Source organism: Bifidobacterium gallicum DSM 20093 = LMG 11596 (assembly GCF_000741205.1).
Classification (GTDB): domain Bacteria; phylum Actinomycetota; class Actinomycetes; order Actinomycetales; family Bifidobacteriaceae; genus Bifidobacterium; species Bifidobacterium gallicum.
The window spans coordinates 26,435-43,420 of the sequence record NZ_JGYW01000008.1 but is presented as its reverse complement, the minus strand read 5'-3'; the positions used below and the strand labels follow the sequence as shown (position 1 = coordinate 43,420).

At 59.4% G+C, this 16,986-nt stretch carries 9 protein-coding genes; 4 read left to right on the top strand and 5 right to left on the bottom strand.

The features are described from left to right. Positions 1-106 precede the first annotated feature (106 nt). A complete protein-coding gene (locus tag BGLCM_RS06550; RefSeq protein ID WP_006294929.1) occupies positions 107-3,787 on the top strand; it encodes a glycoside hydrolase family 2 TIM barrel-domain containing protein in 3,681 nt (1,226 codons plus the stop codon). Between the two features lie 65 nt (positions 3,788-3,852). Here the strand turns inward: BGLCM_RS06550 and BGLCM_RS06545 are convergent, their stop codons facing one another. The 3 genes from BGLCM_RS06545 to rpmB form a co-directional block, all read right to left on the bottom strand. Further along, complete coding sequence (locus BGLCM_RS06545) at positions 3,853-4,524, bottom strand: RsmD family RNA methyltransferase (RefSeq protein WP_006294930.1); 672 nt, start codon at positions 4,522-4,524, stop codon at positions 3,853-3,855. 216 nt (positions 4,525-4,740) lie between these two features. Next, a complete protein-coding gene (locus BGLCM_RS06540) occupies positions 4,741-7,299 on the bottom strand; it encodes an ATP-dependent DNA helicase RecG (RefSeq protein WP_006294931.1) in 2,559 nt (852 codons plus the stop codon). Positions 7,300-8,376: 1,077 nt separating this feature from the next. Next, positions 8,377-8,571 (bottom strand): 50S ribosomal protein L28, encoded by a 195-nt coding sequence (gene rpmB / locus BGLCM_RS08335; protein WP_006294933.1) that lies wholly within the window; start codon positions 8,569-8,571, stop codon positions 8,377-8,379. 480 nt (positions 8,572-9,051) lie between these two features. Between rpmB and BGLCM_RS06535 the strand changes: the two genes are divergently transcribed. After that, positions 9,052-10,176: a PfkB family carbohydrate kinase gene (locus BGLCM_RS06535; RefSeq protein WP_052295103.1), complete on the top strand. Its 1,125-nt coding sequence runs from the start codon at positions 9,052-9,054 to the stop codon at positions 10,174-10,176. 116 nt (positions 10,177-10,292) lie between these two features. Here BGLCM_RS06535 and BGLCM_RS06530 read toward each other — a convergent pair whose 3' ends face one another. Continuing rightward, positions 10,293-12,785 carry a tetratricopeptide repeat protein gene (locus BGLCM_RS06530; RefSeq protein WP_052295104.1) on the bottom strand — a complete coding sequence of 831 codons (2,493 nt, stop codon included), beginning with the start codon at positions 12,783-12,785 and terminating at the stop codon, positions 10,293-10,295. Positions 12,786-13,528: 743 nt separating this feature from the next. Here BGLCM_RS06530 and BGLCM_RS06520 point away from each other — a divergent pair. Next, complete coding sequence (locus tag BGLCM_RS06520) at positions 13,529-14,719, top strand: pyridoxal phosphate-dependent aminotransferase (RefSeq protein ID WP_006294938.1); 1,191 nt, start codon at positions 13,529-13,531, stop codon at positions 14,717-14,719. Between the two features lie 14 nt (positions 14,720-14,733). On the opposite strand, the gene BGLCM_RS06515 is transcribed toward BGLCM_RS06520, so the two are convergent. Then, the gene (locus BGLCM_RS06515) at positions 14,734-15,534 is read right to left on the bottom strand and encodes a putative ABC transporter permease (protein WP_006294939.1); all 801 of its coding nucleotides are present in this window, start codon (positions 15,532-15,534) and stop codon (positions 14,734-14,736) included. A 214-nt stretch (positions 15,535-15,748) separates the two neighbouring features. Here BGLCM_RS06515 and BGLCM_RS06510 point away from each other — a divergent pair, with 214 nt between their 5' ends. Further along, positions 15,749-16,969, top strand: a complete 1,221-nt coding sequence (locus tag BGLCM_RS06510) for a DUF2974 domain-containing protein (RefSeq protein ID WP_044085180.1) — start codon at positions 15,749-15,751, stop codon at positions 16,967-16,969. Positions 16,970-16,986 lie beyond the last annotated feature (17 nt).

The following is a 16,986-nucleotide window of genomic DNA, read 5'->3' as shown; positions in this document are numbered from 1 at the left end:
ACTCCTCTACAATTTTCAAGGCGCGTCCGCCCAGTAGAATAGGTCGCGGACGCATCGCCCGGCACGTCATTTTCCGCACGCGCCCGACCGGCAAGGAGGCTGCCCCGTGTTCATTCCGCGCTATTTCGAAGACCTGCATGTGCTGCACGACGGCTGCGAGCCCAACCGCGCTTATTACATCCCCGCTTCGCACCCGATGGACACGTCCGTTGACCGCCGCCTTGACTCCGACCGCTTCCAACTGCTTTCGGGGGAATGGGATTTCAAGTATTACTCAAGCCTGCTCGACCTCGACGCCGAGGTGAGCGCCGCCAAAAACGCGTTCAGCCCGGCCTTCTACGATCTGGGGTTCGCGCCCACTCCTTCCGCCGGTTACACGACGACGCCCGTGCCGAGCGTCTGGCAGCAGCAGGGTTTCGACCATCACCAGTACACGAACGTGCGCTATCCGATTCCGCTCGACCCGCCTTTTGTGCCGCAGCACAACCCGTGCGCCGTTTACTTGCGCCAGTTCGATTATGAGCCCGACGAGTCCGCACCACGTGCATTCTTAAATTTTGAGGGCGTCGATTCCTGTTTTTACGTGTGGCTCAACGGCGATTTCGTTGGGTATTCGCAGGTTTCGCACAGCACTAGCGAATTCGAGGTCACCGATTTTGTGCAGCCTGGCGACAATACTCTCGCTGTGCTCGTGCTCAAATGGTGTGACGGCACGTATCTTGAGGACCAAGACAAGTTCCGCATGTCGGGCATCTTCCGCGACGTCTATCTGCTGACTCGCCCCACGTCCGGCATTCGGGATTACTTCGTCCACACGTCGCTTCACGAGGGCCAGGCTCACGTCTCCATTGATATTGATTTCCGTGATGGCCACGTCTGCCCCGTCACCGTCGTCTTGCGTGACACCTCAGGCGCTGAGGTGGCCGCCGGGGTCAGCCAGCCCAACGCGGGCATCATGGCAGAACCGGCGGAATGGTCCGACGACCCGACTGGCGAAGGAGGCTCATTTGTCGCGCGCGCAACCGCTGAGCTCACCGTGCCAAACGCCCATGCCTGGAATGCCGAAGACCCCTATTGCTACACGCTGGAACTGAGCTGCGCGGGCGAAGCGATGATGCAACCGCTCGGATTGCGCCAGATCAGCCTTGATACTCCCGACGGACGTCATCAGCGCGTACTGCTCAACGGCTCACCGATCACTATCCACGGCGTGAACCGGCACGACTGCGACCCCGTGACGGGCTACACGATCAGCACCGAACAGATGCTCGCCGACCTTGAACTCATGAAGCAGCACAACGTCAACGGCATTCGCACGAGTCACTACCCCAATGCGCCGCAATACTACGATTTGTTTGACCGCATGGGCTTCTATGTGGTGGCCGAAGCCGATTACGAAGCCCATGGGGCAGCCGCCCAAATCCGCCCCTCCACGGGCAATCCGGCACAGGATGCCAAACACGCCGAACTTGACTGGAATGCGCTGATCGCCAACAATCCTGAGTTCACCGATGCCACCGTGGACCGTGTGCGCCGCAGCGTGGAACGCGACAAGAACCATGCGAGCATCCTGTTTTGGTCAATGGGCAATGAAGGCGCCTACGGCTGCTGCCAAGAGGCCGCACTGGCCTGGACGAAACGATTTGATCCAAGCCGCCTGACGCACTACGAAAGCGCGCGTTACGTGGAACCAGGCGGCCATGATGCCCACGATTACCGCAATATCGACGTGCATAGCCGCATGTATGCCTCCATTGAAGAGATTGAAGCCTATTTCGCGCCTGACGGCCCCAAGCCCGATGCCTCGGGTGACGTGGATGGCGCCAATGGCGAGAACGGTTTGCGTATCGATGGCCAAGTCAAGCCGTATTTGCTCTGTGAATACAGCCATGCGATGGGCAACGGCCCAGGCGACCTTGAGGACTATTTCGCCTGCATGCAACGGTTTGATGGCATGATTGGCGGCTACGTCTGGGAATGGTGCGACCACGCGATTGACCGCGGTGTCAACGCCGATGGCCAACGCATCTATGCCTACGGTGGTGATTCACGTGAAACACTGCATGATGGCAACTTCTGCGTGGACGGCTTGGTCTCACCTGACCGCACGCCACACTCGGGACTTGACGAATTCAAAAACGTGCATCGACCGGCCCGCATCGTAGCCGCTGATTGGAAGCGCGGCACTGTGACCGTGCGCAACATGCTCGACTTTGTGCGACTGGGCGATGCCGTCACAATCATGTGGGAGCTCTATGACGACGGCATCATGCAGCGCTACCACCTGCTCAGCGAGGCGGCGGCACAGCAGCTTGATATCGCCGCGCACGCAACCGCGGAAATACCACTGGAAAATTTCCCAACGCTCGATGAACTCGGTAGCGAGCACGGCAAGCTGACGGTCGTCGTGCGCTACCTGACGCGGCAACCCGTGACGCGCGGCACGATCGGCGTGACGTATGGTGAACCCGGCGACCGCATTATGGACGAACTGTTCGAACTCGGATTCGACGAGGTTGTGGTCGACGCGAGCGCGCATAACCGGTGGGTGGCGCAGCAGCACGCCGAAATTGCGGGCGGCGACGAGCAGGGCGACGTGATCGGCGTTGCTGAGACGAGCAGCCATTATGTGATCACGGGATCGCAGTGGCGATACACGCTGAACAAGCGCACGGGCATGTTTGACGAGATGGGATTTGCGAACCGTTCATTGTTGCGCCGGCCGATGGACGTGCAGATTTGGCGCGCGCCAACCGACAATGACCGCATGATTGCAGAACAATGGCGGCAAGCGCAGTATGACCAGGCCTACGTGCGTGCGTACGACGTAGCCGTGCAAGCCGTGGCGTCAAGCGGCGTGGCGAGCGCGGGGCGGGACGACGCCGGTCTAGATGCGGGCGCGGGCGCGACGGATGTGACGGACTTGTCGGGCGCGTTGAACCCAGCGGACACGTTGGATGTGACGGCCATTGAAATCAAGGCGCGGCTGGGACTCGTGGCGGCCGGCGTGCAGCGCATCGCCACGATGGATGCCGTGTGGACCGTGCATGCCGACGGGGCGGTGGCGCTGCATATGGACGTGCATCGCGCGCCGGGATTCCCGTATTTGCCGAGGTTCGGGCTGCGGCTGTTTGTGCCGCGCAGCATGCCGAACGTGACGTATTGCGGTCTGGGGCCGAACGAAAGTTATGTGGACAAGCATCGTTCATGCTGGCACGGCGTGTTTGAGGGCACGCCGGAAACGTTGGGTGAGCATGAAATCCGGCCGCAGGAGAACGGCAATCATCATGACTGCTCATGGGCCATGATTGCCGGGGACGGCTGCGCGCTGCTTGCGCTGGCCGGCGACGGCATGGACGCGTCGGAAGGTGTGGTGGCGCGGGAAAAAGCTGGTGCGTTGGAACGCGCGGATGCGGCAGAACGTGGTATCGCAAGCGCGCTGGAAACGCACGGAATTGCCGCGGGAGATGCGGGCGCGGTTGCGGCAGACGCGGGAATACTTGCGGAAGCGGACGCGGGAGCTAACGCTACGGATCGCGGTGAATGCCACACGGTTGCCGGCGTCGATACGTTTGATTTCCAGGCGTTGCCGTATACGGCTGAAGCGATGACGGCAGCGGCCCACGACTATGAGTTGCGGCGCTGCGAGGACGCCAACGTAATCAATCTTGACGTGATGCAGTCGGGCGTCGGCTCGAACAGCTGCGGACCGGAACTGGCCAAGCGGTATCGTCTGGATGCCGAGGACTTCACATTCGCGATCACGTTGCGGCCGATTGCCAACTGAAGTTCGAGATGGCGCCACAAGACAGATAGCGAGTCCTGCCCGGCATGGAGCGCGGACAGGACTGCTCAGGCTTGCGCGGGTGAGCAATCAGGCGAGAAATAGAACACGGCTGTCTCGCCGTAGTCGCGGCGGTCGGCGAGTGTCCAACCTGTCGGGGCGGTCGGGGCTTTGGAGCGGGTGGAGCGTTCCAGCATGATCAGCGGCAGCGGGCCGTACTGTTCGGGGCCATCATGACTAGCTTCATCCTGACGATCTTCATCATGCCCAGCTTGGGGCGTGTGCACGAGCTCGCCAGATACCAGACGTTCGAGCAGCGCATTGCAGTCGTCGGTCGTCACAGCGTACGGCGGGTCGATCAGGACCAGATCAAACAAACCATCTTCATGATGGCCGGCCATTTTTTCGACATACCGTTCAGCTTTGGCCTTGACCACGTGCACGCTCATTGAAGGCTCCCACGCACGCTGCGCCTTGAGTGCCGTGGCTGTTTGTGCGATCAGCTTGGCGGCCGGCGCCGAATACTCAACGAATACGCAGGATTGCGCGCCACGGCTCAACGCTTCAAATCCCAACGCTCCAGTGCCCGCATACAAGTCGAGCACGCGAGCGCCATCCACACGCTGTCGCGCATCCAAACGCGAGAAAATGGCTTCTTTAGTCCTATCGGTCGTTGGCCTCGTGCCCGACCGCGGCGTGGTCAGCGGCACTCCTTTGAATCGTCCTGCAATGATGCGCATACGTTCACTCTACGCAAGCCTCGCGTCGAGTTCCGCGAGTGGCACGCGTTTCCAGTCTCACGAGCGGCGCTCGCGTTCAACCCTGCCTCCAGCCTCGCATCGAGTCTTGCGTTCATGACGCGCCCTGCGGTGCCCACTTGCGCGCCCCGTCACACTGCGTGCAGCACGTCAGATGCACGGCACGTCAGCCACGTGCGCCATCAGTCACGTGCGCCATCAACTATGCAAGAACGCTTCATTGCCTCGCGTGAAGTCGAGCACGGCACCGGCCAGCTGCGGCCATTGGTGCAAATCGTGATCCGCTTCCAACAATTCGGCGCTTTCGTCACGCGCTTGCGCAATCAGACCGGCATCCTTGACGACGCGCAACAGTTTGAGCGAGCTCTTGCCACCCGACTGCGCATCGCCCAGCACGTCACCTGCGCCGCGCAATTCCAAGTCTTTCTGCGCGATCTGCGCGCCGTCCAACGTGCCTTCAATCGCCATCAACCGCTCCTGGGCCACCGTGCCGTCCTCAGCGCGCGAAATCAGGAATGCCCACGAATTCGTGCCTCCTCGGCCCACACGCCCGCGCAGCTGGTGCAACTGCGAGAGCCCATAGCGGTCCGCATCAAAAATCACAATGCAACTGGCTTGCGGCACATCCACGCCCACTTCGACCACGGTCGTCGCCACGAGCACCGGCGTGCGTCCCGACGAAAAATCGGCCATCACGGCGTTCTTGGTAGCATCATCGTCTCGTCCTGTCAACCGCGCAAACGCAACGCCAGCAAACTGCGGCAAATGCTGCAGCCGTGTGAACATCTCCTCCACAGAATGCAACGGCGGTTTGGGTGTCGACTCCTCGCCATCATCAAACAGTTGCGGCCCGTCGCCCTCACCCTGGTCCGGCTGCTCTTCATCGGCATCAATGCGCGGGCAAATCACATACGCGCGCTCCCCCGCATCAATACGCTGGCGAATCAACGCAAACATCGACCCCATGCGCGTCGCGTCCGCTTCCTGAACAATGAACGTGCGGATTGGTTTGCGTCCGCCCGGCAGTTCCGTCAGTTCAGAAATGTCAAGGTCACCGAACCATGTCATCGCGGCCGTGCGCGGGATCGGCGTGGCCGTCATGACGAGCAGGTGCGGGTCACGCTCGCCTTTGGCGCGCAACGTTTCACGCTGTTCCACGCCGAACCGGTGCTGCTCGTCCACCACGGCCAGCGCTAGGTTCGGCGCTTGGAACGTTTTGGAAAACGCGGCGTGCGTCGCGATCACAATGCACGGCTCGCCTCCCGCGGCCGCCGCCAGCACACGCCTGCGCTCGGCGAGTTTCATGCCGCCCGTCAGCAGATACACGGGCACTTGGGGGGTGCCCAGGTTCATATTGATTTGTTGTTTTCGTGACACCGACTTCGCCGTCGCCGGCTCCTCTCGCGCCCCCTCACTGCCACCGTCAGCCGCATCATCGCTGCGTGCTTCCTGTGCGTCCGATGCATCGTCTTGGGCCTTGGCACTAGCATGGCCGTCCGGTTTTTTCAAGCCGGATTGGCTACAAAAGTCTTGGCTGTCCAAATCCTTGACCATCTTTGCAATCGAGGCGGCATGCTGTTCGGCTAATACCTGTGTTGGCGCCACGAGCACGGCCTGATGCCCTGACCCCACGGCTTGCAGCATTGCGGCCACAGCCACCACAGTCTTGCCTGAGCCCACCTCGCCTTGCAGCAGGCGTTGCATCGGATGGTCCTGTTCCATGTCGTGCGCGATCGCGTCAATCACGAGTTGCTGGCCGGCGGTCAGCGAGAACGGCAGCTGCTCAATGAATTGCTCGCGCAACACCTGATCGGTGCAGCTCCACGCGTTGCCCTGTTTGGCCGCCGCGCGACTCATCAGCAATGCTGTTTGACAAATGAACGCCTCTTCAAACCGCATCGTGCCAATCGCGTCTTTGAACGCATGCACGGTCTGCGGATCATGAATCTGGCTGAATGCCTGGGCGCGATGCATCAGATGGTTGTGCACGCGCACGGGTTCGGGCAGAACGTCGGGAATGGCTTGCAATAGCGCGGTTCGCGTGTGCTCCGAAGCGTCGAACAACGTGGTTGCCGCGACTGATACGTCGTTGCTCGGCCCTTGCTGTGGATCGGGCACCGTCATGTCAAGGCCTGCAAGCAGGCGCAACAATCCGAGGATCGTCTCGTGAATGTGCTCGGTTGAAATGCGCGATGAAGCATGGTACACGGGCCGTGGTCGGCATACACGAGCAAGCGCCTCGGGCACAGAATCGCAGTCGTATGTGAGTGCTGAGGATGCTAGTGTGGCTGGCGGGGAAATAGTTAAAATCTCAGGATGCGTGAACTGCAGGCGGTCGTTGAACGAACTCGGGTCGCCGGCGAGCACGATGAGTTGGCCGGGCTGCAAACGCGAGGCCATCCAGTCCACGTAGGACGGGCGATGTGAGAAAAATACGAGCGAGCACTGCGAGGGCGGCATCTGGCGGCTGGCGGCGGACGGCGAGTCGTCGACGATGACTTCGAGGCGCGAGCCGCGGCGGGCAGCCATGGGCACGGTGCGGCAGTAGCGCACTTGCGCGACGCACGCCATTTTTTCGCCGAAACGGGCTTCCTTGAGCGCGCGCACGGGCACGGGGTCGGTCACGCGGAACGGGTAGTAGGTCAGCGCGTCGGAGACGGTGGTCAAACCCAATGATTTGAGCGCACTCACGCGGCGTTTGTTCGTGAGCAGCGAAGCGAGCGGGGTGTTCAGCGTGACGGCAACCATGCGCTCCATCTTAGCCACTGGACGCCGCTGAATCACGCCCTCCAGGAATGGGGTCCAGCCGGGAGCCGACCGGTGGGGGCGGGCAAGTTGGAGCGCGGGCAAGAGCGGCGAACCGGAGAGCCGGCTGACGAGGTGAGTTGGAGGGACGAGCCGGGGTCCGTTGCGTTGGAAGGGCGAGTAGTGGACCCAAACTGCAATCCCGTTGCGTCGGACCCCAGCCAGCCCAGCCACAGTTTCCAAGCGAAAACGCGTCCCTCCTGACCAGCGCGGTCAGAGAAGACGCAATTTCCGGGACAAAACTGCATCCCTGCTGACCAAACTGGTCAGCAAAACTGCACTTTCCCACCCAAAACTGTGTCCCACCTGACCAGACCGGTCAGGAAAAACGCACTTCACCACCCGAAACCGCATCCCTCCTGACCAGGCCGGTCAAGAAAAACGCAACTTTTAGGCCGAAACTGCATCTCCCCTTACCAGGCTGGTAAGCAAAACTGCACTTCCCCGGCCCAAAATGCACCTCCCCTGACCAGGCTGGTAAGAATAACTGCACTTTCCAGCCCCAAACCGCTACTTTCCTGACCAGCGTGGTCAGGAAAACTGCAATTCTCGCCCCCAAACCGCTACTTTCCTGACCAACCTGGTCAGGAAAGATGCAGTTTGGAGGGGAGCGGATTGCCAGGGGCTAACCGTGGGGGCGGATTGTGGGGCACGTTGGGGTTGGATTGAGGAAAATCACGGGAATCGGATGGGAGGTACGGATTATGGGGATGAGCTGCAAAGTCAGATTATCGGGCTGAACTGCGGGACTGAACTGTGGGGAGGGAAAGATTGCGGATAAATGGAGTTGCGTTGCGCGCAGGAGAGGATTGCGGAGGTGGCTTATGGGAGTGGGCCAGGTTATGGGAATGTGACTAGCTCTAAGAAATAGATTGTGAGGTGACTTGGAGGAACGGATTGGGCCGGATTGGGAGACGGATTACGGATGAAGGGAGGCGGATTGCAGAGAGGAGACGCATCCTAGATAAAGGGAGGCGAATACGAAAGAACCCCGGAGGCGAATCGCTTCCGGGGTTTATCGCTTAGCAATCAGGCCTTCACGCGAGCGACCTTGCCAGCCTTGAGGCATTTCGCGCACACGCGAATGCGGACGTTCTCACCTTCGATCGTGGTGCGAACCGGCTGCAGGTTCGGGCGGAAGAGGCGCTTATTGCGGATATGAGAGTGGGTAACAGAAAAACCGCTCTTGGGTCCCTTGCCACACACTGCGCAACGAGCAGACATTATGGTCTCCCTACATTTACTATTGACTTGCAAGTCTGCGCATTACACCGATAACCAAGACGAAGCACGGTTATGGGCGAACACACAACTACACAAGTGTACAATTCAGCTCGGATAAACGCAAAAACCGTTATCCGCCAACGGTTTTCACGCACTTCATCACCGCCCCCGACACGGTTTCTCAGGCACCCAACCACGCTCAGCCCGCATGCCCCAACCACCCCACCCGCGCGCTTCACCATTTCTCCATTTCAACATTCCCCAATTTCCTACCCCCTTCACCCCCGCATGCAGTACAATTGCGTGCAGATTCAGCAATGAATCCTCGAATTAGGGGTTTTGGGTAAACACAGACGTCGTGACGCGGATGTCCGTGGCGTAACAGGTGTGACGAATCGTCCATCTCCACCTCTTTGAATCCGCCCAGCAGATTCAAGACACGGAACCAGCCAGGTGCACCATCGTCAGAAGGGAACGATTATGGACCACACACAGCCGAGCGCAGCCGAACAGACTGCCGCAGCACAGGCCGCAACAACACAACCCACCGCAGCCGCAGCAACAACACAACCCGCACCAGCACAGCCCGCACCAGCACCTCACGTCCCGACCGTCTACAGTCTGGGCCAAATCTGGGTTGACGAAATGCTCACGCTCGACTCGTTCCCGCATCCGGGCGACTTCACCGTCGCCGAGCAGGCCGTCAACGCGATCAGCGGCAGCTTCCCCGTCGCCAAAGCGGCCACGCGCATGGGCGCGCAGGCCGTCATCGCCACGCCAATGGGTGACGGGCCGTTCGCGCACAACATCACCACACTCATGCACGAATCCGGCATCCGTCACATCGGTCCCGTCAGCACGCAGCAAGACAACGGCTACCGCGTCATCCTCAACGACGGCGAAAAGAAAACATACATCAAGCATTTCGGCGCCGAAACGATCGCCGACGCCCACCTATACGATCCCGTGCGCCCCGAGACCGGCGACGTGGTCCACATCCTCGGCGTCGCGCTGCTGCACAGCACGGCCCAAGGCATCCGCCGTTTCCTCGACCGTCCCGAAAGCCAGCCCGACGCTCGCCAGTTCCGCCTGATCATCACGCCCACGAGCCGCCTTGGGGACGCCGACATCGACACCGTGCGCGCGCTCGCCGCAGCCAAACCGATCTGGTCAATGAACCGTCAGGAGGCCACAACACTGGCCGACAATCTGGGCATCACGATCGACGAGACGCTCGGCATGCGCATTTCCGGCGGCTTCGACGATCGCATGTTCAGCCTGTGCGAGCAGCTCGGCAACGCGCTCGGCTCGTCGCTCGTGTTGCGCGGCGGCAGCCACGGCGTGTGGATCAAGCATGTGGGCCACGACGTCCAGCACGTCCCCGGTTTTGAGACAAAAGGCACGCACATCCGCTCGGCTGGTCCGTGCCACACGGGCGCGCTGTGCGCGGCGCTGGCCCACGGCATGGACTTGCAGCAGGCCGCCCAGCTCGCGAACGCCGCCGCCTCGCTCGCGATCCAGCACAACCGTCACGGCATCCCGATCTGTCCCACGTTCGAGGAGGCCGACGCGCTCGTCACCGACCGCAACGAATCGCACGCCTGATCCATCACCAGCATCAACAACAAAGGTGGGTACCGCTTCAGCAAGCAGTACCCACCTTCATTTTTATTTATTTCCGCTCAAGCCGCATAACGGCCCAAACCCTCATTCGCGTCACCTCACTGATCAAGCGCGCGCTTGAGCTCATCGAGCATAGCCTCTTGCGAACCGCTCTGGAACTCGGTCGGCGCCACTTCCTCACCGCAGCCCCAACGCAATGACGTGGCGATAGCGGCGATCACATCACCCTCGGTGAAGCGGCCCAGCAGCCAGACCATATCGTCGGCTGCACGCGGGAAGCCCGCATCCACCAAACCAATGGCCGACTTGGCGATCAGCTCACGCACCTGCGAGGTCGGAGCCACCGGAATGCCAGCGTTCTTGAGCACATGCGTGGACTCGGCAACCGACATGATCTCGTCGTAGTCATGCATCTCATCAAGCAACTGGCTGACCTCACGGGCAGCCGACTGGTAGAGCGGCATGTTCTTGTTCTGCAACACCTGCGTGTAGCACGCCAACGCCACCTTCTGGTTGCCCTGCTGCCAATTGGCAAACGCCAGACGATAGTAGATGAACGACACATCCGCCGGAATCGACGCGATCTGCAATGCGCGGATCAAGCAATCAATCGCCGTCGAGAAATCATCATTCACATCCACATGCGTCACAGCTTCTTCCACAAGCGCCTGCGGAGTGGTCGGCGACAGCGCCTGAGCCTGGCGCGAATGCTTAATCGACGCCTCGAAATTGCCCGTATCACGGTAGATGCGCGCCAGCAGCAAATGCACGTTATACAACGCATCAGGCACCTTGCGATACGTGGTGCCGGCCGGCGGATTGTCCAACGCCACGAGGGCACGCATCAGCGGGCGCTCGCAGAACAGCGGCTTGACGTTGGGATCAGTGTGATCCATCTCTTCGCTTTCCAGCTGCATCGCCACTGATTCGAGTTCCATCTGGGCCGTCATTGGCGAATCCTCGGCCTGCTCGTAAATATCCCAGATTTCCTTGCCGGAGACCGAACCTTCATCCTTCATCACGTCAAGCTCACACACGCGCTTGGCGCTCAGCAGCCGAGCCAGAGCAGCAGGCAACTCGCGCTCATCAGCCCACACGGGCAGATGCTTGCTCGCGAATGTGGGGCTCACCGGCAGCGGCTCACATGGGGCCAGTCCACGGTCAGATGTGAACTGCAACGAGTATTTGCTTGGCTTGATCAGGTTGTAAATGGCCAACGGATCAGTGTCGAGCGCAGGATTGTCGAGCGCGCCCGAAGTCAACGCATGCAACGTAGCCATCTGGAACGGCATGCGGTCAAAATCAAGCGACAGCACGCAGTCTCCCGACAAGCTGGCCGACAAGCAGTTCACGGTCACCTTCGTCAAACGCACGCTTGACATAAACGCCATCTGCGCCATCAACGCGGCCAAACGCATCGCGTACGACGCGGCGTGGGCCGGACGCTGCGCACGCAGGTCCACCCAGCCTTGGTCGGTCAGACCACTGCCGGGGAACATCAGCGGCGTCGGCACCGTGCAGTTGATAACCATCGCACCGTTATCAAGATCAATATCGAAACGGTATTCGAGACGGAACATCAACATGAGGCTCTCGCACAGGTTCGCAAACCGCGTGCTGATATCCCACGGGCCACCCGTCATGCCTTCAGCGCCACACACCGACAAATACTGGTTCGGCCTCTTTGAAGCGCCCTCCACATACTTGGCATGCTTGGCGAACATGTGCAACGCGTCGCTCGTGGACTTCCACGCCATACGTTCGTTCACCGTGCCGACCAGGCCCATCTCGTCATCAATGTCACGCGCGTCCAAATCCACGAACGACAACCGGTTCATCGCGGCTTCCGTGGCCAATGCCACGTCGCGCTGCAGCCCTTCGAGCTCGTCGATGTTGAAAATCCAGAACATCTTTGTGCCCAGACGCGTGAAGCCCAGATCATGTTCGGATGCGATCTGGCGCAGCTGGCCTGCACCGGCTTCCACGAGCTGTCGAGCCACATAACGGTCGAAGTCGGTGGCGTCGGGATTGTTCGTCGCGCCTTTCCAGATCATCATGTCAATGGCGTCGGGCAGCGGCATGCCCATCATTTCTTCAAAGACTTCGGTCATACGGCCCGCACCCATGCCAACAGGCTTGTTGTGCAGCGTCGGAATGTAGTACGACGACAGCCACGCGAGCGCCAGGAATTCCGCGACCGGGAACGAACGCTGAATCGCGCCGCCCAGGTCAGCATTGAGGCTGCGGAACTCATAGTTGCCGCCATTGATCGCGTATTCGCCGATTGTCATCACGCGCCCGGGCTGCTTGGGATCATAGACGCGGATCGAACCCGTGTCCGGGATGCCGCTCCACGGATCGATGCGCAGCTGCGGCAGCGTATCCTCATCAACGCCGGAAATGGGCTGGTCTGTGCCATACACGCGCAGGTCATCGCTCATCCATGCCAGAATTTGCAGGCCGCCGTTGGGCAGCTGCAGCGCCACATATCCTTTCTGCGGACCCGGAATCACCACATATTTCGCACCCTCATCCTGCTCAGGTAGCGGGAACAACTCGGTCGCCTGGCTGTTGTCTGGCTTATTGAACATCCTCTTCGCCTTCCGTCTGCATACATTCTCATTCATTACGCCCCACGAGTCTGCGTCATTGTGAACTCGCGTGGACCCCAGGGTTCAGCATCCTAGTGGAATGTCAAGGGGGTGTCCGCCTCTATCTCACAGCTTGCACAGAGATTTCACGAGTCCGTACGCTCGCCCACATGCACACACCCGTCCCTCGTTTTCTTCACGATCATCAACTCCTCAAAACTGCGCACGCAAGCCCCCGCAACCCTGCACTGCGCCACCCCCACTCCTTCCCGAACCCGCACCCACGCCAGTTCACGCCCACACCCCGCTTTCGTCCCATCATCAACTCCCTTCCCCCCACGCCCCCCCTCACGCAAATTCCCGCGCCCCCCGCAGTCCCACATCACACCTGCTTCTTTACCAGTCCCGCACACCCGCTCCTTCATGCCTTCACCCCCACTTTCGTCACCATCATCAACGCCCTTCTCTCCCACGCCCGCAAGTCCCCGCACCCCCACACGACACCGCCCCTCCACTCTCCCCGCTTCCTGACCAGCCCGTCCATCCGCCCACCCATGTCACCCGTCCATTCCAGCCCACCTATGCCGTGCCACGCCCATTAACCCCGCGCAACGCGGCGCCGCCCGTTCACACTCCAGTGACGTGGCCGCTGTACGTTTACGTTCGTGAATAGTGCCGTGGACTTGTGCCCGCGTTTGCGCCAAGATGGAGGTAGCAAGTCCCGCCGTCCGCGAAGGAGAGCCATGATTAACGAGCATTATGTAGACATGCTGAAGGAACGTTCCGTCATTCGCGCGATCAGCGAGCGCGCTGCGGCCCGTCGTGCTGAGGTTGGCGAGCAGCATGTGTTTGATTTCTCGATTGGCAACCCGAGCGTTCCGACCACCCATGACTTTACCGAAGCGATGATTGACTTGTATGAAACCGAGTCACCGATCGCGTTGCATGGCTACAGCCCGTCCACTGGCCTTCCCGTGTTCACGCAGGCGGTGGCTGATTCGTTGAACCGCCGGTTTGGGATGGATTATGAGCCCAGCCACATCTATCCCACTTCGGGTGCCACGGCTGCGTTGGCGCATGCGTTCCGCGCTGTGACGAAGCCCGGTGACGAGATGATCACGTTTGCGCCGTATTTCCCCGAATACCGCCCATACAGCGAGGCCGCCGGGCTGACGTTGACCGTGTTGCCTTGCGATCCCAAGGATTTCCAGATTGATTTTGCGGCACTTGAGCAGGCGATGAATCCGAACGTGCAGGCCATCCTGATTAATACGCCGAACAATCCGTCGGGCGCTGTGTATTCGGCTGCCACATTGCAGCGTTTGGCTGATTTGATGCGTGCCAAGCAAGAGGAATACGGGCATGCGATCTTCTTGATTTCTGATGAACCGTATCGCGAGATCACGTTCGATGGTGCCGAGCAGCCGTATCCGAGCAAGTTCTACGACAACACGTTGAGCTGCTATTCGTTCTCGAAGTCGTTGTCGCTGCCAGGCGAGCGCATCGGTTATGTGGCTGTGAATCCCAAGGCTGAGCAGGCTGACATTTTCGGCCCGATGTTCACGCAAATTTCACGTTGCACTGGGCATAATTGCCCGGGTGCGTCGATTCAGCGCGCTGTAGCCCGTGTGATTGATGAAACGGCTGATTTGGCTGTGTATGGCAAGAACATGGAGCTGCTGTACGACACGTTGATTGAGCTTGGTTTTGAAGTGGTGCGTCCTGGTGGCACGTTCTACATGTTCCCCAAGGCGCTTGAAGACGATGCGAATGCGTTCTGTGAAAAGGCCATGCATTATGACTTGTTCATGGTGCCGAGCGATTCGTTTGGCATGCCTGGCTATGTGCGCATGTCGTTCTGCCTTGATACGTCCAAGGTGGAAGCGGCCATTCCTGCATTGCGCAGGTTTGTGACCGAAGTCTATGGCCGCTGATTACCGATCGGAGCTTATTTGGTTGCGTTGCCCTTGGCGTTGCGATGAGCGCTGGGGGCAATGTTTTTAGGGATTTTCTTCATCAGCAAGTCGCGTGTTTGTTCAATGAGTTGCAACGAATGCTGTGTGCTTTGCAATTTCGGGTAGGCGCGGATCAGGCGGCGCTGCTGATACGAGAACGTGTGTTTGACGGTTTGTTCGAGTGCGGCCAGTCGCGCGTCCGTGTCGTTGATGCCCACGTCGAGCACGCTGATTTCTTGTTTCTTGAGGTTTTTGATGTCTTGTTCCACATGGCCGAGTCGGCTGTTCATGTTGATCAGGCCGGCCAGTGTGATCGTGAAGTCGACGAGCAAGATCGCCAGCAGAATGCCGCTGGTGATCGTCAATGCCAGTGGCGTCCACATGTCTAGCACATGCATGACTTGCGGCTGCACCCATTCTTTGACGACGGTGGCGCCAAGACCGAAGAACAGGAATCCGTTGAGGTAGACGCGGCCGTTGATGTTGAACGGTTTGTTCGTGTAGTCCCAGAAGCGCACATGGAACAGTTTTTCTATGCCCCATGAGGTCACGTATTCGAGTGTGCAGGCGAGTACGCCGCTCGACAGGAACACAACGTACCACACGTGTTCATCGGCCAGCGCGAAGATCACGATCATCGCGCCAAATCCGTAAATCGGGCATAACGGTCCGTTGAGCATACCGCGATCGACGAAGCGTTTCTTCATGACGATGTTCAGGCAGGTTTCCCAGAGCCACCCCACAAATGAGTAGAACAGGAACCACAGGAACACTTTTTCCAAGGCAATGAGCATAGCTGGCATTTGACCACTGTGACTGACACGTCCGACATCGCGCCAACCTGGGCTGTATCGGGCGACACACGACCCGATGCGTCTTGTTCGATTGGTCAAGAACACATCATTTCGCAGATGGTGAATCATCAGTTTGTTAGACAATTCTTTGCCTATATTCCAAGCTTGTTCTTTTACCATGACTTGCATTCGTATGGCACGAGAAGGAGGCGTTATGGGGACCGTCACGGATTACGTGCAGACGGAAACCCAGGATTTCAGCGTCGTACCGTTCAATGAAGTGGACGCGCTCGTATACGCCATGTTGGCCTATTGTCCGATTCCCGACGAAATCCCCACACTCGACGAGCTCGAAGAACGTTATGGCACGTTGGCCAAGCGTCTCAAACAGTTTGATTGGAAGCATCCGCTGGCTTCCACCCACGCCATAGCCCAAGTGCCTTACAACGGCGTCAAGATCCGCGACATGGCGCAATTCCACCCTGTTGCCGACGGTGAGGAAGCGCCGACCACCGAACCGTCGTTCGTGCCTGGGAAAGTGACCGAAGCGTTTTATCGCACACTCGCAGGCAATCCACGGTTCAGCTCTTCTGAACTCAATGCGGCCCAAGTGCGATTCCGCACCGACCAGGCCACACAATTCGCGGCAATCACCTACAAGCTTCCTGACGGGACGTTGGTGATCGGATACCGTGGCACTGATGACACGCTCGTGGGATGGCGCGAAGATTTTGACATGTCCTACGCCTATCCCGTGCCGGCGCAACGCATGGCGGCCGACTATTTACGTCGTGTGGCGCAATTGTGGGACGGTCCAATCATGCTCACGGGCCATTCCAAAGGCGGCAACCTGGCCGTGTATGCGGCGATGAATGTGGAAGAACGCATCCAGGACCGCATCCAACGCATTTTCTCGATGGACGGCCCAGGATTCCCCTCAGGTGTGGCATCGAGCAAAGAGTATGCCGCAATCGTCGACCGCATCACGAAGGTCATGCCTGACTCGTCAATCATTGGCCTGCTGATGACAATGCCACAACGCGAACACCACATCATCGTCAAATCAAATGTGGATGGCATCATGCAGCATTCCGGATTCAATTGGCTGACCAAGGGAGACCAATTTGACACAGTACCTGAGCTCTCCCCCAAATCCCAGCAGTTTTATGCAGACATGAACCATTGGCTCGACACCAATCCGCCCGAACGCATCGAGCGCGGAGTCGCCGCATTGTTCCGCGTATTGGAAGCTTCAGGCCATGAGCGACCATCACAAATCGCCACAAGCGGATTGGGTCAGATACCCGACATGCTCTCGGAATTCGTGGGGTTGGATAGCGATCAACGCAAGGTAATTATGCAAGTCATGGGCATGATCATGGGCGCTGCGCTCTCCCACAATCCCGACGTGAACCGATCAGCTGGCGCAGAGTAATCAGTGCCTTACACACC

Bases quoted from the DNA above. Each gene is read 5' to 3' on its own strand.
- BGLCM_RS06545 (WP_006294930.1), bottom strand. From the start codon at position 4,524: ATGCGCATCATTGCAGGACGATTCAAAGGAGTGCCGCTGACCACGCCG.
- BGLCM_RS06540 (WP_006294931.1), bottom strand. From the start codon at position 7,299: ATGGAGCGCATGGTTGCCGTCACGCTGAACACCCCGCTCGCTTCGCTG.
- rpmB (WP_006294933.1), bottom strand. From the start codon at position 8,571: ATGTCTGCTCGTTGCGCAGTGTGTGGCAAGGGACCCAAGAGCGGTTTT.
- BGLCM_RS06535 (WP_052295103.1), top strand. From the start codon at position 9,052: ATGGACCACACACAGCCGAGCGCAGCCGAACAGACTGCCGCAGCACAG.
- BGLCM_RS06530 (WP_052295104.1), bottom strand. From the start codon at position 12,785: ATGTTCAATAAGCCAGACAACAGCCAGGCGACCGAGTTGTTCCCGCTA.
- BGLCM_RS06520 (WP_006294938.1), top strand. From the start codon at position 13,529: ATGATTAACGAGCATTATGTAGACATGCTGAAGGAACGTTCCGTCATT.
- BGLCM_RS06515 (WP_006294939.1), bottom strand. From the start codon at position 15,534: ATGCTCATTGCCTTGGAAAAAGTGTTCCTGTGGTTCCTGTTCTACTCA.
- BGLCM_RS06510 (WP_044085180.1), top strand. From the start codon at position 15,749: ATGGGGACCGTCACGGATTACGTGCAGACGGAAACCCAGGATTTCAGC.